Origin of the sequence: Pusillimonas sp. T2, assembly GCF_002236805.1 — a bacterium.
In the GTDB taxonomy this organism is placed as follows: Bacteria; Pseudomonadota; Gammaproteobacteria; order Burkholderiales; family Burkholderiaceae_B; genus Neopusillimonas.
Genome location: NZ_NIQA01000001.1, coordinates 331,307 through 352,575, shown reverse-complemented (window position 1 = coordinate 352,575; position 21,269 = coordinate 331,307). Strand labels below are relative to the sequence as shown.

17 protein-coding genes are annotated in these 21,269 nt (G+C 58.2%); 6 read left to right on the top strand and 11 right to left on the bottom strand.

Features of this window, described 5'->3' with window-relative positions:
- Nucleotides 1-6: 6 nt before the first annotated feature.
- The 3 genes from PuT2_RS01580 to PuT2_RS01570 are packed head-to-tail and all read right to left on the bottom strand — an operon-like array spanning nt 7 to nt 2,450.
- The gene (locus tag PuT2_RS01580) at nt 7-1,122 is read right to left on the bottom strand and encodes an NAD(P)/FAD-dependent oxidoreductase (protein WP_093969269.1); all 1,116 of its coding nucleotides are present in this window, start codon (nt 1,120-1,122) and stop codon (nt 7-9) included.
- A gap of 3 nt (nt 1,123-1,125) precedes the next feature.
- Nucleotides 1,126-1,755, bottom strand: a complete 630-nt coding sequence (gene pdxH, locus PuT2_RS01575; RefSeq protein WP_093969268.1) for a pyridoxamine 5'-phosphate oxidase — start codon at nt 1,753-1,755, stop codon at nt 1,126-1,128.
- Nucleotides 1,756-1,799: 44 nt separating this feature from the next.
- On the bottom strand, nt 1,800-2,450 hold the full coding sequence (locus PuT2_RS01570) for a gamma-glutamylcyclotransferase (RefSeq protein ID WP_371596212.1): 651 nt from the start codon (nt 2,448-2,450) through the stop codon (nt 1,800-1,802).
- An 81-nt stretch (nt 2,451-2,531) separates the two neighbouring features.
- Between PuT2_RS01570 and PuT2_RS01565 the strand changes: the two genes are divergently transcribed.
- On the top strand, nt 2,532-3,344 hold the full coding sequence (locus PuT2_RS01565; protein ID WP_093969266.1) for a ThiF family adenylyltransferase: 813 nt from the start codon (nt 2,532-2,534) through the stop codon (nt 3,342-3,344).
- Here PuT2_RS01565 and uvrA read toward each other — a convergent pair.
- Entirely contained in the window at nt 3,310-9,006 is a 5,697-nt protein-coding gene (gene uvrA, locus PuT2_RS01560; RefSeq protein ID WP_093969265.1) for an excinuclease ABC subunit UvrA, read from the bottom strand. The two genes, PuT2_RS01565 and uvrA, sit on opposite strands and share 35 nt — an antisense overlap.
- A gap of 97 nt (nt 9,007-9,103) precedes the next feature.
- Here uvrA and PuT2_RS16160 point away from each other — a divergent pair, with 97 nt between their 5' ends.
- Nucleotides 9,104-9,232 (top strand): hypothetical protein, encoded by a 129-nt coding sequence (locus PuT2_RS16160; RefSeq protein ID WP_255416184.1) that lies wholly within the window; start codon nt 9,104-9,106, stop codon nt 9,230-9,232.
- 110 nt (nt 9,233-9,342) lie between these two features.
- Here the strand turns inward: PuT2_RS16160 and PuT2_RS01555 are convergent, their stop codons facing one another.
- Entirely contained in the window at nt 9,343-9,852 is a 510-nt protein-coding gene (locus PuT2_RS01555; RefSeq protein ID WP_093969264.1) for a hypothetical protein, read from the bottom strand.
- A gap of 97 nt (nt 9,853-9,949) precedes the next feature.
- On the opposite strand from PuT2_RS01555, the gene ettA reads away from it, so the two are divergent.
- Together ettA and PuT2_RS01545 are read left to right on the top strand one after the other, a co-directional pair.
- Nucleotides 9,950-11,623, top strand: coding sequence for an energy-dependent translational throttle protein EttA (gene ettA, locus PuT2_RS01550; protein ID WP_093969263.1), 1,674 nt, complete (start codon nt 9,950-9,952; stop codon nt 11,621-11,623).
- A 212-nt stretch (nt 11,624-11,835) separates the two neighbouring features.
- Nucleotides 11,836-12,063 (top strand): glycine zipper 2TM domain-containing protein, encoded by a 228-nt coding sequence (locus PuT2_RS01545; protein WP_093969262.1) that lies wholly within the window; start codon nt 11,836-11,838, stop codon nt 12,061-12,063.
- 696 nt (nt 12,064-12,759) lie between these two features.
- On the opposite strand, the gene minE is transcribed toward PuT2_RS01545, so the two are convergent.
- From minE to PuT2_RS01520, 4 genes are all read right to left on the bottom strand, one after another.
- Entirely contained in the window at nt 12,760-13,029 is a 270-nt protein-coding gene (minE, locus tag PuT2_RS01535; RefSeq protein WP_093969260.1) for a cell division topological specificity factor MinE, read from the bottom strand.
- Nucleotide 13,030: 1 nt separating this feature from the next.
- Nucleotides 13,031-13,846: a septum site-determining protein MinD gene (gene minD / locus PuT2_RS01530; RefSeq protein WP_093969259.1), complete on the bottom strand. Its 816-nt coding sequence runs from the start codon at nt 13,844-13,846 to the stop codon at nt 13,031-13,033.
- Nucleotides 13,847-13,922: 76 nt separating this feature from the next.
- On the bottom strand, nt 13,923-14,804 hold the full coding sequence (gene minC, locus PuT2_RS01525) for a septum site-determining protein MinC (protein WP_173862495.1): 882 nt from the start codon (nt 14,802-14,804) through the stop codon (nt 13,923-13,925).
- Between the two features lie 11 nt (nt 14,805-14,815).
- Nucleotides 14,816-16,573 carry a glutamine--tRNA ligase/YqeY domain fusion protein gene (locus PuT2_RS01520; RefSeq protein WP_093969569.1) on the bottom strand — a complete coding sequence of 586 codons (1,758 nt, stop codon included), beginning with the start codon at nt 16,571-16,573 and terminating at the stop codon, nt 14,816-14,818.
- Nucleotides 16,574-16,697: 124 nt separating this feature from the next.
- Here PuT2_RS01520 and PuT2_RS01515 point away from each other — a divergent pair, with 124 nt between their 5' ends.
- Together PuT2_RS01515 and PuT2_RS01510 are read left to right on the top strand one after the other, a co-directional pair.
- Nucleotides 16,698-18,038 carry a cytochrome ubiquinol oxidase subunit I gene (locus PuT2_RS01515; RefSeq protein WP_093969258.1) on the top strand — a complete coding sequence of 447 codons (1,341 nt, stop codon included), beginning with the start codon at nt 16,698-16,700 and terminating at the stop codon, nt 18,036-18,038.
- Nucleotides 18,035-19,084, top strand: coding sequence for a cytochrome d ubiquinol oxidase subunit II (locus PuT2_RS01510; RefSeq protein WP_093969257.1), 1,050 nt, complete (start codon nt 18,035-18,037; stop codon nt 19,082-19,084). Before PuT2_RS01515 ends, PuT2_RS01510 begins: the two co-directional genes overlap by 4 nt.
- On the opposite strand, the gene PuT2_RS01505 is transcribed toward PuT2_RS01510, so the two are convergent.
- Nucleotides 19,074-20,510, bottom strand: a complete 1,437-nt coding sequence (locus PuT2_RS01505) for an ATP-binding protein (RefSeq protein WP_093969256.1) — start codon at nt 20,508-20,510, stop codon at nt 19,074-19,076. The genes PuT2_RS01510 and PuT2_RS01505 overlap by 11 nt on opposite strands.
- Entirely contained in the window at nt 20,510-21,211 is a 702-nt protein-coding gene (locus tag PuT2_RS01500) for a response regulator (RefSeq protein WP_093969255.1), read from the bottom strand. The genes PuT2_RS01505 and PuT2_RS01500 overlap by 1 nt, the downstream gene beginning before the upstream one ends.
- Nucleotides 21,212-21,269: the final 58 nt, after the last annotated feature.

Here is a 21,269-nt window from a genome sequence, read left to right as displayed (position 1 = left end):
TGTGTTTCAGGTAAGTGTTCGATCGATTTGTTGGCTTGCGTGGTGCGCAATGGCCAAGCTTGCCGTCAGGCCCGGCGACTCTATGCCCAGCAAATGAAGCAAGCCTTCAACGCCATGCATTTCTGGGCCGGCAATTAAAAAATCGGCGGCGGGCGCATTTGGGGGCCCTATTTTAGGCCGTATTCCGGTATACGCCGGCACCAGGGCACCGTCGGGCAAATCCGGCCAGTATTGTCGCACGGCGGCATAAAAGCTGGTGCTCCGATCCGGGTCAAGGCTGTAGTCTATGGTGTCGACCCATTCGGTATCGGGGCCGAAGCGGGCCTGGCCGGCCAGATCAAGTGTTAAATGGATGCCTAACCCGGCGGTGTCGGGCATAGGGTAAATCAGATGGGTAAAAGGCGTGCGGCCCTGTAATCCAAAGTAGGTGCCTTTGCAGTACCACGCTTTGGGTATGGCGAGATTGGTCAGCCAGGGCAGTCGAGATGCAACGTCAGGCGCTTGAAGTCCTGTCGCGTTGATCACAGTGCGTGCCGTCAGGGTGGTTGGCGATTCGCCGCCAAAAGACAACTTCAATAGGCCTGAATCGAGTCGCTCACCGTGCAGCAAAGGCGTGCGGAATACGGCTTGCGCACCGTGGCGCTGGGCATCGCCCAGCAAACTCAGCATCAGGCCGTGGCTGTCGATAATGCCGGTTGACGGCGACCACAACGCTGCCAGGCACTGCAGTTCGGGTTCAAGCGCCGTGGCCTGTTCGCTCGATAGCCATTGCAGGTCGTGGACCCCGTTTTGCCCGGCTTGGCGCGCCAATGCTTTGAGCTTGTCTAATTGGTTGGCCGACGTGGCCACAATGAGCTTCCCGGTTTGCTGATGCGCTACCCCGTATTCGCGGCAGTGCGCATACAGCAGCGCTTTGCCCTCGACGCACAGCCTGGCCTTCAGGCTGTTGGTCGGGTAATAAATGCCGGCATGTATGACTTCAGAGTTTCGGGCGCTGACGCCGCTGCCGAACTGATCCTCTGATTCGACGATCAGGACGTCGCGTCCTTGTCGCGCCAAAGACCGTGCAATCGCCAATCCAATGACACCGGCGCCCAGAACAATACAGTCGGTATCAGCCACGTCTTAAGGCGCCAGGCGCTGTAAGGCCCATTGGCCGTCGGGCTGCTGCGTAAAGCAAAGTCTGTCGTGAAGGCGTGAAGGGCGGCCCTGCCAGAATTCGACGCGATGCGGCGTTAGCCGGTAGCCGCCCCAGTGTTCGGGCCGCGCGGGCTCGCTGCCTAGTTTGGCGGTGAGGTCTGCAACGCGCTGTTCGAGGGCATCGCGGCTGATCGGGCGACTTTGCGGTGACGCCCAAGCGCCAATGCGCGATTCGAGTGGGCGGCTATGAAAGTACTCGTCGGACTCTGCAGCCGGTACTTTTTCGACGATGCCTTCGAAACGCACCTGGCGTTCAAGCTCGGGCCAGAAAAACAGCAACGCAGCGCGTGGCGATGCGTGCAGCTGTTGTCCTTTGTCAGACTCGTAGTTAGTGAAAAAGACTGGGCCGCGGGTGTCAAACCCTTTCAGCAGGACAATGCGTGCCGAGGGTTGGCCATTCTGGACGGTAGCCAATGTCATGGCGTTGGGCTCGATGACTTCGGCCTTCAGGGCGTCGTTAAACCAGGTGCTGAACTGATCGAACGGGTTGCTGGCGATGGCGTTTTCAAGCAAGACGCCTTTACGGTACTGTTGTCGGATATCGGCGATGGACATGTGGGCGTAGAGAAATGAAGGAGCGTTTAAAGGCGGGGTTAGGCTCAGGACGGCGCTGCACCGTTCAGGTGGCGCACCAGGTCGTCGAGCTTGCGATCGTGAATACCAGCGTCTTTGAGTGCACGGTTGGTTTCAATGACGTATTCGATGCATGGCCCATACGTCCCGTGTGCTCGTCGCACAATGTCGACCAGCTGATGCGTTTGCAGGTCGCGGACGTAGCTGTCTTTGGTCTTGTCCATGGTAAATACCAGGGCACCTACGGCGCCGTGCTGCGTATGGCAGCTTAAGTGCCGTGGGACGTAGGCACCGCTGGGCATTTCACGTTTCCAGAGCTCGTCGAGCACGTCGGGAACGTGTTTTGCCGCTACCCGATACACCATGCCGCGACACGAGCCCCCGTTTTCAAGGCCAAACACCAGGCCCGGTTGTTCGGGCGTGCCGCGGTTAATGCGTGACCATAGGCAGAGCGAGCGATGATAGCCGCGAACCAGCGCTAGCCGTTGCTCGATGAAGTCGAACTCGGGGCGCCAGACCAAAGAGCCATAGCCAAAAATCCACAGATCGTGGCCTTTTTGCCAGTGCTTCAGGTAGTCTTCAAGCGAGGCGCGTCGTTCGTCGTCGGTTAGTCGCCGAAAAGCGTGGGGGTTGGGGATATGGCCGGGGGGTGAAAAGGGCTGCGATTGTGTCACGATACTTGCCGGAAACTTCGGGTGCCGCGGATCGGGCATGGTCTAATAGTAATACGACCCGACCCACAGTTCCATGATGTCATGATGCAAATTCCAGAACCTGTTGATACAGAACGACGCTTCGGCGGCTTGGCGCGCCTGTATGGCGACGATGCCCCGGCGGTCTTTCAACGAGCGCACGTGGCCGTGGCGGGTTTAGGGGGCGTAGGCTCGTGGTGTGCCGAGGCGCTGGCGCGCTGCGGCGTAGGCGCGTTAACGCTGATCGACCTCGACCACATTGCCGAGTCGAATATCAATCGTCAGTTGCATGCGCTGTCAGACACCTTGGGACAGTCCAAAGTACAAGCCATGTCCGACCGGGTCACAGGCATTAACCCGGGTTGTCGGCAGGTGCTGGTCGACGATTTCGTGTCCCCCGACAACATTCAGACCGTTTTTTCCGACGATGTCGATGTCATCATCGATTGCACCGATCAGGTCTCGGCCAAGCTGGCCATGATCCTCGAAGCGCGTCGTCGCAACATCGCTGTGGTGGTATGCGGCGGCGCCGGCGGCAAAACCGCCACGACGTCTCTGCGCGCCTCAGATTTATCGGTCACGCAAAACGACGCCTTGTTGTCAAAGCTGCGTAATACGTTGCGGCGTCAGCACGGCTACCCTCGGGCGGCTGCTGCGGCCGGCAAAGCCCCGCGCCGCATTCCAAAAATGGGTGTGCGTGCGGTTTGGTTCGACCAGCCCGCCGTACTGCCCGCCTTGTGGCAAACCGACGATGCGGCGTCAGGCCCGCAGGGCCTGTCATGCGCGGGCTATGGCTCCTCAGTGATGGTGACGGCGACCATGGGGATGGCCGCCGCTGGCGAAGCTATTCAGTGGTTGCTGACGCGCCGCTTTCCATAAACGTCTTCAGTACACGCCCGGTGTGCGATTTATCTGCGCCGGCCATCAGTGCTTCGGGTGCGCCTGCCATGACCAGGCGGCCCCCATGGGTACCGCCTTCGGGCCCCATATCCACGATCCAGTCGGCCTCGGCAATCACATCAAGGTTGTGCTCGATGACGACAACGGTGTTGCCCGCATCGACCAGTCGATGAAGAACGTGCGTCAGCTTTTCAACGTCGGCCATTGAAAGTCCGACAGTCGGTTCATCGAGCACATAAAGTGTGTGGGGTGCGCTTGAAGCCCGTCCAGTGGTGATGACGCCGTCAGTCAGGCGGGCTTTGGTCAGCTCGGTTACCAGCTTGATGCGCTGGGCTTCGCCGCCCGAAAGCGTCGGCGAGGGCTGGCCCAGTGTCAGGTAGCCCAGACCCACGTCTTGCATAAGCTTGAGCGCCCGCAAGATTTTCGGGTGCGCCGAGAAGTGCTCAATGGCGTCATCTACGTCCATTTTCAGCAGATCGCCTGCACTTTTGTCTTGCCATTTGACGTCCAGCGTGTCGCGGTTAAAACGTTCACCGTTGCAGGCGTCACAGGGCACTTTGACGTCGGGCAGGAAGCTCATTTCGATCGTGCGCAGCCCTTGCCCTTCGCATATGGGGCAGCGACCTTCGCCTGTATTGAAGGAGAATCGAGCGGCACCCCAGCCGCGCAGTCGCGCATCGCGGGTGTTGGCAAACAGTTTGCGGATGTCATCCCAAAAGCCCACATAGGTAGCTGGGCACGAACGCGGTGTCTTGCCAATAGGTGTCTGGTCTACCTCGAGCACACGGTCAATGACGTCGTAACCGGAGATTTGCGTGCAGCCCTGCCATTCGGGCGCGGTTTTTTTGCCAACGACGCGAGCCAGATTGTCGAGTAACACCTCGCGCGCCAGGGTCGATTTTCCGGAGCCTGACACGCCGGTGATGATGCTCAGACGGCCTATCGGGATATCGACGTCAACGTTTTGCAGATTATGCAAATGAGCGCCTTTCAGGCGTATCCATCGGTCGTGCTTATTTACGTTGCGCCGGGGTTGTGCGGGGTGCTGTACTGGGTGCTTCAGATAACGGCCCGTCAGCGACTGCGGGTCGTTCATCAGGTCTTCAACAGTGCCTTGCGCTACGACCCGGCCGCCGCGCACGCCGGCGCCAGGGCCCATGTCAATGACGTGGGCGGCGCGACGGATGGTGTCCTCATCGTGCTCGACAACGACCAAGGTGTTGCCATTGCCTTCGAGTTTGCTCAAGGCATTGAGCAAAATTTCGTTGTCGCGTGGATGCAGGCCGATAGTGGGTTCGTCGAGTACGTAGCACACGCCCTGCAGGTTGGACCCCAACTGCGCAGCAAGACGAATACGCTGGGCTTCGCCGCCGGACAATGTTGGCGCGGAACGGTCGAGCGCCAGATAGCCCAGGCCGACCGTTTCCATGAAGTTCAGGCGTCCCTTGATTTCGGTCAGGATGTCGCGCGCAATCTCGGCTTCGCGCCCTCGACTGACGAGGCCGCTGAAAAACGTTTGCGCCTCGGCGACAGATTGTGCGGTGAGCTGGGTAATAGATTTGTCACGCCACCGGAACGCCCGCGCTTGTGGGTTGAGCCGTTCGCCATGACAGGCTTTGCAGGGTTGCGCCTCGCCTTCGAACCATGCGTTCCAGGCAGTTTCCTCACCGGTTTGGGTGTCGTCAAACCCTTGCAACTGAAGGCCAGTACCAAAACAACTGGTGCACCAGCCGTGTTTTGAGTTGTACGAAAACATGCGGGGGTCAGGTTCGGGGAAGCTGGTGCCGCAGCAAGGGCAGGCGCGCTTGACCGAGAAATGGATCTGTTCGGGGTGTTCGGACAGCAGGTGCATGCTGCGTTCGAGCGAACCCGTCTGGCGAGTTAAAGGCGACAACACGCTCAGGCTGCCATGCCCGAACTCCAGGCCGGTGCGCAAGGCCTGGCGCAGTTCTGTTTCGTTGGCCGGGTCAACGACCAGGTCGGCGACGGGCAGTTCGATGGTGTGCTCTTTGTACCGATCAAGGCGCGGCCAAGGGCTGACGGGGGTGAACTCGCCATCGACACGCAGATGCGTATAGCCTTTGCCAGCAGCCCATTTGGCCATGTCGGTGTAGTAGCCTTTGCGCGCGGTCACCAGGGGTGCCAGTATGCCGATGTGTTCCCCCTTTTTGTCGCGCAAAATTTGCGCGGCGATCTGGTCGGCTGTTTGGGATTGCACCGGCACATTGCACTCGGGGCACATTTGCGTACCCAGCTTGACGTAAAGCAAGCGTAAAAAGTGATGTATTTCGGTCATGGTGGCGACGGTTGACTTGCGGCCGCCACGGCTGGTGCGCTGTTCGATGGCAACTGTCGGTGGGATACCGTAAATGGCGTCGACATCGGGCTTGCCGGCAGGCTGGACAATGGCTCGTGCGTAGGCGTTCAGTGACTCGAGATAGCGACGTTGTCCCTCGTTGAACAGAATGTCGAAGGCCAGTGTCGACTTGCCGGACCCCGACACCCCGGTAATGACGGTAAAGGTGTCGCGCGGGATCTGAACGTTGACGCCTTTCAGGTTGTGCTCCCGGGCGTTCAGGATATCAATTGTTCGGGGTGCGTCGCGGTAGACTGGGGCGGGCTCGGCCAGCGGCGCAGCGGCGGTTGTTGCGCCCGCGCCAACGATAGACTGCTCGTATTCTGTTAACGCCTTTCCGGTGTGTGACACGGGGTGCGCCATTAGGTCGGCCGGAGTACCGGCCGCCACAATATGCCCACCCGCATCACCGCCTTCTGGTCCCAGGTCGATGACCCAGTCAGCCGCCCGAATCACATCAAGGTTGTGCTCGATAATCAGCAACGAATGCCCGGCCGCCAGCAGTTTACGAAATGCTCGCATCAGGCGGGCGACATCGTCGAAATGCAGGCCGCTGGTCGGCTCGTCGAATAAAAACAGGCTGCCTTTCTTGGCGACCTTGGCAGACGATATACCGCTGCGCGACGCGGAGGCCAGGTGCCCGGCAAGTTTCAAGCGTTGGGCCTCGCCGCCCGAGAGGGTGGGCACCGGCTGCCCCAGCTTGACATATTCCAGACCCACATCGGCCAGCGGGCTCAGGCCCCATTGCACGTCACGCAGGCCCGCAAAGAAATCAAGCGCTTCGCGCACCGTCATGTTCAGCACGTCGTCGATGGATGCTGTCCGGCCGAGATGCTCCACACGCACTTCAAGAATCTCGGGCCTGAAGCGTTTGCCGTCACAGTCGGGACAGCGCAGGTATACATCGGACAAGAACTGCATTTCGACATGTTCGAAGCCAGTGCCGCCGCATGTCGGGCATCGACCATCGCCGCTGTTGAAGCTAAATGTACCCGGTGTGTAGCCGCGCTCTTTGGACAGATCGGCTTGGGCAAAGAGTTTGCGGATGGCGTCGAATGCGCCGACGTAGCTGGCTGGATTCGATCGGGCGGTTTTCCCGATGGGCGTTTGGTCGACCATGACCACGTCTGCAATTTGCTCGGCGCCCAGCAGATGTTCGAACTCCCCTGGCGCTTCGGTGGGCTTGCCCTGGCGTTTGAGCAGCGCCGGATACAAGACGTCTTGAATGAGCGTGGATTTGCCGGAACCAGAAACGCCACTGACGCAGACAAGCCGCCCCAGCGGGATAGACACCGATACGTTCTTGAGGTTATTGGCCCGCACGCCTTCGAGCAACAGTTTGGGTGTTGACGGCTGGACGGCTAGCGGGCGTGGCGCTTCGACGCGTAGGCGATTGCCCAGGTAGTTGCCGGTCAGCGTGTCGGCTTCGCGCAGTTGAGCGGGCGTGCCGTCGAATGTGATGTGCCCGCCGCGTTCTCCCGGCCCTGGGCCGATGTCCAGAATGCGATCGGCCGCAACCATGACTTGAGGATCATGCTCAACGACCACCAGGGTGTTGCCATTGTCACGCAAGCGGTGCATGACTTCGACGATGCGGTTCATGTCGCGCGGGTGCAGGCCAATAGACGGTTCGTCGAGCACGAACAGAGTGTTCACCAGCGACGTGCCGAGTGCGGTGGTCAGGTTGATGCGTTGCACTTCGCCGCCCGACAAGGTGCGGCTTTGGCGATCGAGCGATAAATATCCCAGTCCGACGTCACAAAGAAAGTCGAGGCGGGTACGTACCTCTGTCATCAAAAGGTCAAGTGCAGCATCTAGCGCATCGCCGAAGCTGAGTGTCTGGAAGAAGGTGCGAACCTGCTCAATAGGCAGACGCATAAGGTCGTGCAGGCCAAGCCCAGGCAGCGCATTTAGCCGTGCATCGTCAAACTGTGCATGAACCGGCTTGAAGCGGGGGTAAAGCGGGTTGACGGGTACATGGGATTTCCCTAGTCGCCACAAGGTGGCATCGGGCTTGAGCCGGGCGCCGCCGCAAGTCGGGCAGGGCGTGTAGCTGCGGTACTTCGACAGCAGAACACGTACGTGCATTTTGTAGGCTTTGGTCTCAAGCCAGTCAAAAAAGCGTTGCGCGCCGTACCACTGGGTTTTCCAGGCTTGCGGCCCGCCGCGCCAGGCCGGGTCGCCATGGATGACCCAATGACGCTCTTCCGGCGATAGTGCTTTCCAGGCAACATCTAAACGTACGCCTGCCGCGTCGGCATAGTGTTGCATCTCGGCCTGGCATTCTTTATAGCTAGGGCTTTGCCATGGCTTTATGGCCCCTTCGCGTAAGGTTTTGTTGTCATCGGGCACGACCAGGCCGTAATCAATGCCCATGACGCGGCCAAAGCCCCGGCAGGCTTCGCAAGCGCCCAAAGGCGAGTTGAACGAAAAGGTGCTGGGCAGTGGGCGGGCATAATCAATATTGCACTGGGCGCAATGCAATCGGTTGCTAAAGCGCCATGCCGTCTCTGGGCCGTCGGCGCTGTCCGAGGCATATACGGTGATATGGCCGTCGCCTTGCTTGAATGCGGTTTCCAGGGCCTCGCCCAAACGGCTTGGGTCGACATTGCTTAAGCGGAAACGGTCTTGAATGACATGCAGGACTCGTTTGGCGGTCGGGGCGGTTGTGCCGGCTTTTTTGCCCTTCTTCTGTGTAGTCGGGGTCGTTGCATCGACGGAGATGTCGACGGTTTCTTCGTGGTGGATGCGGGTGTAGCCCTGTTGGTCTAAAAAGCCGCGAATTTCGTCTTCGGTGAAGTTAGCCGGGATACCGATAGGAAAGGTGACGACCAGACGCGGGTCGGCGCCAGCGGTACGTTCGGCCAGGGCATTGCGCACTGTGGCGGCATCGTCTTGTATGACCCGGTTGCCGCAGCAGCGGCAGTACAACTGCCCCATTCGGGCAAACAGCAGTTTCAGGTGGTCATTCAGCTCGGTCATGGTGCCCACTGTGCTGCGCGAATTGCGCACGGGGTTGACCTGGTCGATAGCGATGGCCGGCAGTATGCCCTCGATACGGTCAACCTGCGGTTTGTCCATACGGTCGAGAAACTGACGTGCGTAAGGCGAAAACGTTTCAACGTACCGCCGCTGGCCTTCTGCGTATAAAGTGTCGAAAGCCAGCGAGCTCTTGCCCGACCCCGACACCCCGGTAACGACCAGCAGTTTGCCGGTGTCTATGGTGACGTCAAGGTTTTTCAGATTGTTCTGGCGGGCGCCAAAAATGCGAATTGAAGAGCTCATAAGTAACAACGCAACAGGAGATTTGAGGCAACGGCCAAGTTTACGGTAGAATGGTGGGTTAGTTATAGTTCAAGACCCGCTATTCGGAGAATTCGTCATGGCAGAAGTCAAGCGTAACCGGCGCAACACGATCGAACGTCGTTGCCTGGGCAAAGCGTTCAAGCGTTTGTTTATTAAATCGCCTAAAGGCGTATTTAAAATGCTCGAAAAAGTAAAAAAGGCCTGATACCAGGCGCTTTTTTATAAAACCCGGCCTACTGGTCGGGTTTTGTTTTTTGGGCCGGCATGTTTGCCGCCCAGTTTTTTGCGGGACAGCCGAGTCGTCGCGGGTTGTGTTTAATGCAAGCCGGGGGGCGCTCGGTGCGGGCTGAAGGTGTCGTCGGCGTTGTCTCCATCGCCGCTATCGTCATCTTCTTCGTCAATGTCGGGTAGGGGCTCGTCGCTTAGCTCGAACGGCAAAATGCCGCCGATGTCATCGCTCCAGGCCACTTCTTCGCCTTCGTGGTCGACCTTGATAAACCTGACGCCTTCCAGGTCAGACAGCTGAATGGCCCACAGGTATTCGCAGTCATAGACTTCGTCTTTGATGTCTATGCCCCCTTTGTTGCCGATGATGCGCGCGTTTTGGCCGCCAATCGCCACAATCACGTGGTTCTCGGCGTCGTCGGCGACGTCGAGCGGGATGCCGAATACGACCCATTCGAAACCGGTTTCGTCGGCATCAATAATTTCGGCCAATACGGGTTTGCCAATGTAGGCGCTGAGCGCGTCCGCGGTGCGGCCCAGGTAATCGATTTCTTCGTCGGTAAACGTTAGCGGCTGCGGGGACGTTGGTGTGTTGGCCATGGCTTGCAATCTTCGGGTCAAACCTCCATTTTAGTTTTATTTGCCAAGACGGCCTACAATCGTCTTTTGTCTTACTTTTACGGGTTCCTTTCATAGCATGGCTCAATACGTTTACACCATGAATCGCGTGGGCAAGATCGTGCCGCCGAAGCGACAGATTCTGCGTGATATTTCGCTTTCTTTTTTCCCGGGGGCCAAAATTGGCGTGCTCGGTCTGAACGGTGCGGGTAAATCGACACTGCTCAAGATCATGGCGGGTGTCGACAAAGAAATTGAAGGCGAAGCCGTGCCCATGCCGGGCATCAAAATTGGATATCTACCTCAAGAGCCCCAACTGAACCCCGAGTCTTCGGTGAGACAAGCGGTTGAAGAAGGCCTGGGTGACGTGTTTGAAGCGCGCAAGCGCCTTGACGCTGTATACGCGGCCTATGCCGAGCCCGACGCTGACTTTGACGCGCTGGCTGCCGAGCAGGCCGAACTTGAAGCCGTGATCGCAGCCGCTGCATCTAGCGGTGCCGACGACATCGAAACTCAAATGGAGATCGCTGCCGACGCCTTGCGTTTGCCGCCTTGGGATGCCGTTGTCGGCAAGTTGTCCGGGGGTGAAAAGCGTCGCGTTGCCTTGTGTCGGTTGTTGTTGTCCAAACCCGACATGCTCTTGCTCGACGAGCCCACCAACCACCTTGACGCCGAGAGTGTTGAATGGCTGGAAGTGTTTTTGCGCAAGTTCCCGGGTACCGTCGTGGCCGTCACCCACGATCGTTACTTCCTGGACAATGCTGCCGAATGGATTCTGGAACTGGATCGCGGCCACGGCATTCCCTGGAAGGGCAATTACAGTTCGTGGCTCGAGCAAAAAGATAATCGTTTGAAGCAAGAAGAGGCGAGCGAATCAGCCCGTCAGCGCACCATCAAGAAAGAGCTTGAATGGGTGCGTCAAAACCCCAAAGGCCGTCAGGCCAAGGCTAAGGCGCGTCTGGCTCGTTTCGAAGAACTGTCGTCTCACGAATACCAGAAGCGCAACGAAACCCAGGAAATTTTCATTCCTGTGGCCGATCGCCTGGGTAACGAAGTGATTGAGTTCGATGGCGTCAGCAAGGCATTTGGCGACCGTTTGCTCATCGACAACCTCAGCTTTAAAGTCCCACCAGGGGCCATCGTCGGTATCATTGGCCCTAACGGCGCGGGTAAATCAACGTTGTTCCGCATGATTTCAGGTGCCGAACAACCTGATTCTGGCGCGGTGAAAATCGGGCAAACCGTTAAGGTGTCGCATGTCGACCAGTCGCGTGATGCCTTGGCCAACGATAAAACGGTCTTTGATGCGCTGTCCGATGGTGCCGACTTGATCACGGTAGGCAAGTTCGAGATGTCTTCCCGCGCGTATCTGGGGCGTTTTAATTTCAAGGGCAGCGACCAGAACAAGCTGGTCGGCAATTTGTCCGGGGGTGAGCGTGGCCGTTTCCACCTGGCCAAAACGCTTATTGCCGGAGGCAACGTCCTGATGCTCGACGAGCCATCGAACGACCTCGACGTAGAAACACTGCGTGCGTTGGAAGATGCCTTGCTTGAGTTTGCCGGTACCGTCATGGTCATCAGCCACGACCGTTGGTTCCTCGATCGTATCGCCACGCATATTCTGGCGTTCGAGGGCGATTCGCAAGTCGTGTTCTTCGATGGCAACTATCAGGAATACGAAGCCGACAAGAAGCGTCGTCTAGGCGAAGAAGGCGCGAAACCAAAGCGTATACGCTACAAAGCACTCAAGTGAGTTGTTACAAATTGCGGGGTATCCAGTTGTCAGACAATGGGTGGCTGGCCCCGCAGTTACGCTGTTACGCTTCTGACGTTCGCCTTAATTATTCTTGGGGTGTTGGTTTATTTCCTGATACATTGTTTGCGTAAGCTCACATTTGGCGCCGAAAATTTTGGCACTCTAGAGTCATCGCAGACATCAACCTGCACATTATTCAGGAGGTCACCATGACATTGACGACAATTACAAAACTTGCTGCTGTTGCTTTGGTTTCTGTAGCCGCCGCTGGCTGTTCTAGCTGGGACAGCATGAGCAGCCGCCAAAAGGGCGCAGTTACCGGCGCCGGTGTAGGTGGCGTGGCGGGTGCGGCCATTACCGGTGGTAGCGTTCTGGGCACTGTGGGTGGTGCGGCAATTGGTGGTGTGGTTGGCGATCAAATCGGCAAGCGCCAGTAAACCAGTAGCTGCTTCAGGCAAAAACGGTCACCTTTTTGGGTGGCCGTTTTTTATTGGGTCGCTATTGTTGTTTTTGCTGCTGCGTTGATCGGGGGTGTTGGTTTGAGTGCTTGTGGGTGCCGGTTTGGCCTGGGCAGGCCCGGCGGGGCATCGCACGGCCCCTGCGGGGCTACCCGTCAAACGAACGCTGCCCGAGGCGTGCGCGAAACTCGCCGGCACGACCCGATGGGTCGAAAGCGCCGGCTCAAACAGTCGCGCACTTGCATCCTCGGTCAACGCCCGTTCGACGGCGTGCTCAAGCCCTTGGGCCCACCCAGGCCAAACCTGCACCAACGTAATGGCATATTCGTACCTCAATAAATGTCGTTGATTGAGCACGGTTAAACGCGAGTGCTTGATATCCCGGTCAAAACCTGCCCGAGTGATCAATGCTACGAGATGGCTTATAGACAGAAGCCGAAGATAAGATTCTGGACAAAGGATGATGGACGGCACGCCATAAAGGGCAAACGGTGGCATTACGACAACCCGGCGCTGATCAATCCCGTGAGTTCCGCAATCGCCTCGCGCGGCGTTTGGCCGATGGGTAGCCCCGCAGGGGTCGTGCGATGCCGGCGGCCAGTGCGCCGCCGATCAGTGCAGCATGATCAAAAAAACGGCCACCGAAAAATGGTGGCCGTTGCATGAGTAAGGCGCTTAAACTCGTCGCGCTTCGACTTGCGGCATTTCGATTTTGACTTCGAGCACTTCGAGCGAATCGTGCCGGTCGACGTTGACCTTGATGTCGTCCGGATTAATTTGCACGTACTTCGAGATGACCTGGAGCAGCTCTCTTTGCAGTTCTGGCAAGAAGTCGGGCGCCTTGCTGTCGCCGCCGCGTTCGTTAATAAGAATAAGCTGCAGCCGGTCTTTGGCCACACTAGCGGATGTTTTCTTTTGGCCCAGCAGGAAAGACAAGAAAGACATATCACTTACCCCCGAACAGGCGCTTCAAAAGCCCGGGTTTTTCGTAGTCGATGAACCGTAGCGGCTTTTCTTCGCCCAGATAGCGTGCCACCACATCTTGGTAGGCCAGCGACACATCGCTATCACGCATGTGAATGGCGGGCACGCCTTGGTTCGAGGCCTGCAATACCATTTCAGATTCGGGAATAACGCCGATGAGTTTGATGCGCAAGATGTCTTCGATGTCTTGCAAAGACAGCATCTCGCCGTCGACCACACGCTTGGGGTTATAGCGGGTAAGCAGCAAGTATTCTTTGATGGGCTCGTCGCTGTGAATGGCGCGGTGCGATTTGGACGACAAAATGCCCAGAATGCGGTCAGAGTCGCGTACCGAGGAGACTTCAGGGTTGGTAACGACGATGGCATCGTCTGCAAAATAAGACGCCATCAGCGCGCCAGTTTCGATACCTGCGGGTGAATCGCAGACAATGTATTCGAAACCCATGTCTTTCAGGTCGTTCAGAGTTTTCTCAACGCCTTCTTTGGTCAAGGCGTCTTTGTCGCGCGTTTGTGACGCCGGCAAAATGTAAAGGTTTTCAAGTTGCTTGTCGCGAATGAGCGCTTGCTTGAGTGTTGCTTCGCCCTGGATGACATTGACAAAGTCATACACCACCCGCCGCTCGCAACCCATGATGAGGTCGAGGTTGCGCAGGCCGACGTCGAAGTCGATAACGACGGTTTTATGCCCCCGCATGGCCAGGCCAGAAGAAAAGCTGGCACTGGTGGTTGTTTTCCCCACACCGCCTTTGCCGGAAGTTACTACAACAATTCGCGCCATGACGATATCAATCCCTTAAGTGTTTTTGTGAATCACGTAATCGTAATGCAAAACCGCCGCCACATGGCAGCGGCGCCTACCCTTTTGTACCAAGCGGCACAATCTGTAAAGTTTCGCCGTCGAGCTGGACGATGGCGGGCTGGTTCGCCAAAGCTGGATCAAGCGCCGATTCGACCACGCGATACACGCCAGCGACGGCGAGCAGTTCGGGGTTGAGCTGGGTGGTGAATATTTTGGCGCTGGTATCGCCACGGGCACCCGCCATGGCCTTACCCCGCAGGGGGCCGTAAACGTGGATGTTGCCGTCGGCGATAACCTCGGCGCCTTGGCTGACCATGCCGATGACGATCAGGTCGGTGCCGCGAGCATAGATGCGCTGGCCCGACCGCAAAGGGCGGTTGATGACCATGGCGGCAACTGGTTGGTTGCCGGTACTTGTTGGCTCGGTGTCGCCGGATTGGGCTGGCGCGCGTTGAGCGTTGACGGGAGCGTTAGCTGGGCTGGCTTTTGACGTTGGGCTGGCGGGTTCGGCTTTGGCCGATGCTGAGCCCGTTTTGGTCGTGGCCGATGGCGCAGCAGGTTTGGCGACGATAGGCGGCGGAGTAGTCTCGGTCGGTGCGGTTGAACGTACGGGTGCGCTGGACAAGTCGACGGGCTCGAGGCCGCATTGGCGGGCCTGTTCGAGGTTGCTGTCGTTGGCCATGACCCCGATCGGCCGCAGTTGGTGTTTGCGTAGCGCACTGATCAAGGTTGGCCAGTCGACAGCGTCGTTCAGTCCTTGTGCATCGATGACGACCGCTTCGTTTTCGAAGAAGCTGCCCGCGTCGGCCATACGCTGGTCAAGCGAGGCCAGTAGTTCGGACAAATCGGCGCTATGCAATACAACGCGTACGGCGTAAAGCGTAGCGCTTTTGAAGTCGAGTGCCAGCGGGCTTTTTTTATGGGGCGAGTCAGTCACAGCAAAGCACCTCAAACCCAGGTATCGCGCAGCGTAACGGCACGGTTCAGCACGGGCTTTTCGGGGGTCGAGTCGACCCGGTCGGCCACAAAGTACCCCAAACGTTCGAATTGCCAGATTTTGTCGGGTGAAGCTACCGTGCCGGGTTCGAGCCAGCCTTGGACGACCTGGAATGAGTCGGGGTTAATGGCCGCCAGGAAGTCCTTGTCGCCCGCGTCGGGGTGCGGGTCGGAAAACAGGCGATCGTAGAGCCTGATTTCGGCCGGGATGGCGTGTGCGGCGCTGACCCAGGTGATATTGCCTTTGACTTTGACGGCCGACGAACCGGGGGTACCGCTTTTTGTGTCGGGCAGGTATTCGGCATGGACCTCGGTAATGTTGCCGTTCTCGTCTTTGACGCAGCCGGTGCAGGTGACGATATAGCCATACTTGAGCCGCACTGTGTTGCCTGGGAAAAGACGGAAGTACTTTTTGGGCGGGTCTTCGCGGAAGTCGTCGCGTTCGATCCAGAGTTCGCGGCTGAAGGGAAACTCACGCTGACCACCCTCGGGTTCATGCGGGTTAAGAGGCGCGTGGCACAGTTCAGTCTGGCCTTCTGGGTAGTTGGTAATCACCAGTTTGAGCGGGTCGAGAACGGCCACACCACGATCGGCGATGGGGTCGAGGTCGTCGCGCAGGGCTTGCTCGAGGATACTGTAGTCGATGCGGGAATCGGCCTTGGATACGCCTAGACGTTCGCAGAACAGACGAATAGCCGCTGGCGTATAGCCGCGTCGGCGCAAACCCGCCAATGTAGGCATACGGGGGTCGTCCCAGCCCGCAACGTGCCCTTCACGCACCAACTGAAGCAACTTGCGTTTGCTGGTGACAACGTAGCTCAGGTTCAGACGCGCAAACTCGTACTGGTGTGGCAGGGGCTCGGCCAATTGTCCAAGTTCGACGAGGCGCGCAAGAATCCAGTCGTAGAAGGGCCGTTGGTCTTCGAATTCGAGGGTGCAAATGCTGTGAGTGATGCCCTCGAGGGCGTCTTCGACGGGGTGCGCCCACGTGTACATGGGGTAAATGCACCAGGCATCACCCGTACGATGGTGATGCGCATGGCGGATGCGGTAAAGCACCGGGTCGCGCATATTCATGTTGGGCGAGGACATATCGATTTTTGCACGCAGGGCCATGCTGCCGTCGGGATGTTTGCCATCGCGCATTTCTTGCAGCAATTGCAGTGATTCGTCGGCGGGGCGGTCTCGCCAGGGCGAGTTTGTGCCTTTTTCGGTCAGTGTGCCGCGCGTGGCGCGCATTTCGTCGGGGCTTTGTTCATCGACGTAGGCATAGCCGCCGCGAATCAGGGCTTGCGCGAAACCGTACATGGTTTCGAAATAGTCGCTGGCGAAATAAAGATTGGTTTCGCCGTTGTGTTCCCAGTTGAAGCCTAGCCATTGAACGGTGTCGATGATGGCGCGCACGTACTCGTCATCTTCTTTTTCGGGGTTGGTGTCGTCGAAACGCAGGTGGCATGCCCCCTGGTAATCGCGCGCCAGACCAAAGTTAAGGCAAATGCTTTTGGCATGCCCAATATGCAAGTAGCCGTTGGGCTCGGGCGGGAAGCGCGTGCGTATCTTGGCGACGTCGGGCTCGCCTTGCTGCTGCACGGCGGCAGGACCGGGTTTGCCGGCCCAACGTTTGTCGGCAAAGCGATGGCTTGCCAGATCGTTTTCGATAATAGTGCGCAGAAAATTTGAGGGGGCAGGTGAGCTGGATTCGGTCGACATAGAAGGGGGCACGAACGTGCGATACAAGAGAGCAATACAAAAGAAGCATTTTGCCACGTTCTGCACTATTTGCCTGTCTACCCGTCCGCGGTTAGCATTATGTGGCGTCCAACTTTGGCAAATCATGACGAACTCACCACTTTGGTTGTCCCAGCTCCAGTTTTTTTTCAGTCTGGGTTTTCTGGGGCTGTTTCTTTTGACACAGGTCGGGCTGGCCTGGGTACTGGTTTTTTTCAAGCTGCGTGCCAGGGGCGGGGTTCAGTCGCGTTATGTGGCCGCCTACCGGTTTTGGGTCAGGGTATTTGCCCTGACAGCCATATTGGTTATGGCCGCTGGTGTGCCTGTACTGGTGCAATTGGGCAGTGTCTGGCCCGGTCTTATGGGCAAAATGGGTAATGTGGCCGGCCCGCTAATGGCTGCCGTCATTATCACAACCTTTGTCTTCAAATCATGCTTTTTGGGCGCCATGTTGTTTGGACAGCGTCGCATGTCCGATACGCTGCATACCGTCATGGTTGTGCTGGTTGCCATAGGCCTGACCCTGGCGTTGGCCTGGGCCATGGTGCTGATGTCCTGGATGCAGTCGCCGACGGGCGCCGAGTTCTCCGATGGTCTGTACCGTGTGGTTGACTGGTACGCCTTGATTTTTAACCCCTTTTTCCCATCTTTTCTTGGGTTGGCGTTGGTGATCTCGGCGTTGGTCGCGGGGTTCCTCATGATGGGCGTGACGGCGAGACACTCGTTGCATCACACCGTCGACGATACTGATCGTAGTGTTTTTCAAACCGGCCTTGGCCTGGCGGCGGCGGGCAGTGTGGTGTTGTTTGTGCTGCTGGCTTTGTATGGCGTGCAGGTCGCTGTAAACCAGCCAGCCAAGGCTGCAGCAACTGCAGCCTATTGGGTCTCGGGTTCCGCGCCCGACCTTCCGCTCCTGGCGTGGCCCAGCGAATCCGGTGTACGCAATCTTTTTTCAGTGGTCCTGCCCGATCTGGCGCGACCTTGGCTGGGGGTTGATGAAATCGGTGTGTCGTTGGGGCTCGACAAGTTCGCAGGCATGCATGCTCCGGTGGCACTCACTTTCTGGTCTTGGCGGCTATTGGTAATTTTGGCGGGCGGCGTGTTTTTCTTCAGTTGGTTGACGCTGCTTTATTTGCGTCGCCATGCTTTCGAGCTCACGGCGCTGCCCCAGGGATGGCGCCGTGGTTTATCCGCTTGCCGTTACGTGGGCTGGGCATTGTTAGGCTTGTTCATGGTCCATGTGTGGCTGGGGCAGGCCCCTTTTGCGGTGTACGGTACGGTGACGTTGGCTGAAGTGGCCGTCTCCGAAAGCAACGATGTCTTGTTTGCCACCACACTGGCCTACGGGGTCGTGTACGTGCTGTTGCTGGCCGGCTTTATTCAGTTGCTGAATTACTCAGTACGTTATGGCGTCGTGCCTGTGGCGCGGCGTAGGGGGCGGGCATGATCGACACACTGGTTGCTTTGTTGGGCATCGAGGCTCATGCGCCCGAATTCTGGATGCCGCTGGTGTTCATGGCGGTGTTTTACGCCATTATTGTGGCGGGTACTGTCCTCGATGGCTTCGACATCGGGGTGGGTTGTCTAGTACCGTTTGCTGCGGCCGAATTACGGCCGCGTATGCTTGCGTTGCTGAGTCCGTGGCGCGACGCCAACGAATTTTGGCTGATCTTGGGCATGGGGCTTTTTCTGACGGCCTTCCCTAACGCTTGGGGGCCCGTCATGCAGGCCTTGTACCTACCCATGGCGTTGCTGGCCATCGGTGTTATGGTGCGCTCTGCTGCATTCGAACTGCGTCTGCGTGCGCCCGTGCATTTGCAAAACCGTTGGTCATTGGCCTTTGCGTGGGGTTCCTGGTTAACGGCTTTTGCACACGGGTTTTTGCTCGGGCGCATTGTCGTGGGTTACGAGCCAGGTACCGGTTATTTTGGCTATGCGGTTTTTGTCGGGGCTTGCGCTATTGCGGCCTACAGTTTGCTGGGTGCAACCTGGCTCATCATGCGCGAGCCAGGTGAGTTGCGTATTCGTGCCGCCTGGTGGGGGCGGCAGTCGGTGCGATGGGCAGCGGCCGGTTCGGTGGCGGTCTCGTTAGTATTGGCTTTTGCGAACACGGGCGTGTTTTTGCGCTGGAGCGATGGCCCTCAATGGACAGTCGTTGTCGGGCTTTGGGTGTTTACGCTGGTCAGTTTCATGACCATCGAAATGAGCTTGCAACGTACCATCCAGTACAGCCATCGAGTGACTGCGCTCCCGTTCGTCATGACGCTATTGGTCTTTCTGATCACGCTAGGTGGTCTGGGGTACAGTTTCTTCCCTTATCTGGTGCTCGACGACATTACGGTCTGGGACGGCGCGGCGTCGGTTGAAACTTTACGTCTTATCTTGGCTGCCGTTGTCGTGGCTTTGCCGGTTGCGCTGGTATTCAATATCTGGGTGTACTGGCGCATGTTTGGTCTTTCCAAGGCACCCAAGCCGCCGCAGTTCAGGCTTTAGTTTGCCCGCCTGAAAGCAACGGCAGGCTGATTGTTATGGCCAGCCCGCCCGACGCAGCTTCGCCCAACTTCATGGTGCCCTGATGGGCTTTCACAATCGCGTCCGATAATGCCAGCCCCAACCCGACTGACCCCGTCAGGGTTCGGGCGTCATCCAGCCGCGAAAAAGGTCGCAACGCCTCGGCGCGGCGCTCTGGATCGATGCCTTTGCCATGGTCGGTAATGGTGATTACGGCGTGGTGCTGGGTGACTGACAGCGAAACCTCGACAGGTGGCGTGGCGTGGTTAAGGGCGTTGGTGACGAGGTTGTCGATGAGTCGGGCCAGGGCTGTACGATCCGCATTGATCATGACTTCGGTGTCTGGCAGCGCGATCATGTGCACATCGCTCCCGGCGCTTTCCCAGGCACTGATTTGCTCTTCAAGCCAGTGGCGCAGGTCAAGCGTGGCAAAGGTGTACGTGCTTAAATCGGTGCCGCGTACAAACCCGATGAACTGGTCGATGATGCGCTGCATATCGTGAATGTCTTTACGAAAGCCTTCTTGCGCGTCGGTACTGTCGAGCATTTCGGCGCGTAGCCGCATGCGGGCCAGCGGGCCTTTCAAGTCGTGAGGCAGCCCGGCCAACAACGTCCGTCGGACAGCATCGGACTCTGCCAGCGTATCGAGCATCGCGTTGAAGCGTTCGCCCAGGCGACGTGTTTCCGTTGGCCCGGCGGGTTCAACCCGCTGTGGTTTGCCGGCGGCCAATTGGTCAGCCGCTCGCGATAGCCGTGTAAGTGGTCGGGTGATATGCCATGAAAAAGCGGCAGCCACAAGAAGCAGTAGGCCCATGCCGCCCAGCCAGGCCAGAATCGCTGGCGTGCTTACGGGGGGGGCCAGTTGATCCAACGGAATGACCAACCATTCTTGGGCGTTGCTTTCGGGGTTTTCGTTGGGTGCCAGCGAAATGTAGAGGCGCGGCACCGGCCCGCGTGACAGCCCGACACGAGTGCCATCATCGAGCCGTGCGTTGAGGGCATCGACAAAATAGCGTAGTTCGCGGCGCAAGTCGTTGTCTGGCGGGGGTTTTGGCGGCGTGGCCCCAGGGCGTTGGTGTCCGGCGTCGTTGTCGCGCCGAATGCGGCGCTCGAGTTGTGCGTTGGCCGGCAATGTGCGTGACCATAGCCGCCATTCGTTACGCGAGGCCTGGCGAACAAACTCGGCCCGCTCTGCCGCCGGTACTTTGGCGAGCGATTGGCGCAAGGTACGGATGGTTGTTGCCGTGACTTCGACCGTGACTTGTTCGGTAAATTTTTGCCTGAAATGAGCGACCGTGGCCAAAGTGGCTGCCTGAACCACGAGTAAAGTACCCAACGTAAGCAGAATTAGGCGCGCGCTGAGCGAACGCGGCACCAGTATGCCGAGTTTGTTTTTAAAGCCGGCCATTATGGCGAGAACCGATAGCCAATACCCCATACCGTTTGGATCCAGCGCGGCTGTTTGGGGTCGTCTTCAATGGCGCGGCGCAGGCGCAGTACGGCAATGTCAATGGCACGGTCGTTACGTTCGCCTTCGTCGTCGTCGCGTGCCAGGGCGAGCAGGCGCTCGCGCGACAAGGGCTTGCCCGGGTTACGTATCAGCGCTTCTAACAGGTTGACTTCGCCGCCGGTGAGTTTGATGACCTCGTCATCTTTGAAGAGCTGGCGCAGTACCGGGTCGAAGCGGAACGGTCCGAATTCGACAGCTTGTTCTTTGACCAGGGCCGAGGCGCCTTTTTTGCGCCGTAATACGGCCTCGATGCGCGCCAGCAGCTCGCGCGGGTCAAAGGGCTTGCCCAGGTAATCGTCGGCGCCGGCTTCAAGGCCGATGATGCGGTCGACGGTTTCATCTTTGCCCGTCAGCAAAATGACCGGAATGTCTTCCCCCTGTTGACGCAAGCGGCGACAGGCATCCGCGCCATCGCCGTGAGGGAGCATGCGGTCAAGCACGATCAGGTCGGGCGAATAGCGTTCAATGCGCATTTCGAGGTCGCGACTGTCGGGCGCCAGCAGGGTGTCGTAGTGGTGCCGGTTGAGGTAGTCGGCCAGCAGTTGGCGCAGGGCGGGGTCGTCGTCGACGACCAGCACTTTGGTAAGCGGTTTTTCCATAGCCTGAAGTTTGCGCGATCGGGCAGCAGTGGGCAAGCGCTTCGAAATAAACTGAAAC

What these genes read in the sequence shown, in the direction of transcription:
- pdxH (WP_093969268.1), bottom strand. Translation starts at nt 1,755, where the DNA reads ATGTCCATCGCCGATATCCGACAACAGTACCGTAAAGGCGTCTTGCTT.
- PuT2_RS01565 (WP_093969266.1), top strand. Translation starts at nt 2,532, where the DNA reads ATGCAAATTCCAGAACCTGTTGATACAGAACGACGCTTCGGCGGCTTG.
- uvrA (WP_093969265.1), bottom strand. Translation starts at nt 9,006, where the DNA reads ATGAGCTCTTCAATTCGCATTTTTGGCGCCCGCCAGAACAATCTGAAA.
- PuT2_RS16160 (WP_255416184.1), top strand. Translation starts at nt 9,104, where the DNA reads ATGGCAGAAGTCAAGCGTAACCGGCGCAACACGATCGAACGTCGTTGC.
- PuT2_RS01555 (WP_093969264.1), bottom strand. Translation starts at nt 9,852, where the DNA reads ATGGCCAACACACCAACGTCCCCGCAGCCGCTAACGTTTACCGACGAA.
- ettA (WP_093969263.1), top strand. Translation starts at nt 9,950, where the DNA reads ATGGCTCAATACGTTTACACCATGAATCGCGTGGGCAAGATCGTGCCG.
- PuT2_RS01545 (WP_093969262.1), top strand. Translation starts at nt 11,836, where the DNA reads ATGACATTGACGACAATTACAAAACTTGCTGCTGTTGCTTTGGTTTCT.
- minE (WP_093969260.1), bottom strand. Translation starts at nt 13,029, where the DNA reads ATGTCTTTCTTGTCTTTCCTGCTGGGCCAAAAGAAAACATCCGCTAGT.
- minD (WP_093969259.1), bottom strand. Translation starts at nt 13,846, where the DNA reads ATGGCGCGAATTGTTGTAGTAACTTCCGGCAAAGGCGGTGTGGGGAAA.
- PuT2_RS01520 (WP_093969569.1), bottom strand. Translation starts at nt 16,573, where the DNA reads ATGTCGACCGAATCCAGCTCACCTGCCCCCTCAAATTTTCTGCGCACT.
- PuT2_RS01515 (WP_093969258.1), top strand. Translation starts at nt 16,698, where the DNA reads ATGACGAACTCACCACTTTGGTTGTCCCAGCTCCAGTTTTTTTTCAGT.
- PuT2_RS01510 (WP_093969257.1), top strand. Translation starts at nt 18,035, where the DNA reads ATGATCGACACACTGGTTGCTTTGTTGGGCATCGAGGCTCATGCGCCC.
- PuT2_RS01505 (WP_093969256.1), bottom strand. Translation starts at nt 20,510, where the DNA reads ATGGCCGGCTTTAAAAACAAACTCGGCATACTGGTGCCGCGTTCGCTC.
- PuT2_RS01500 (WP_093969255.1), bottom strand. Translation starts at nt 21,211, where the DNA reads ATGGAAAAACCGCTTACCAAAGTGCTGGTCGTCGACGACGACCCCGCC.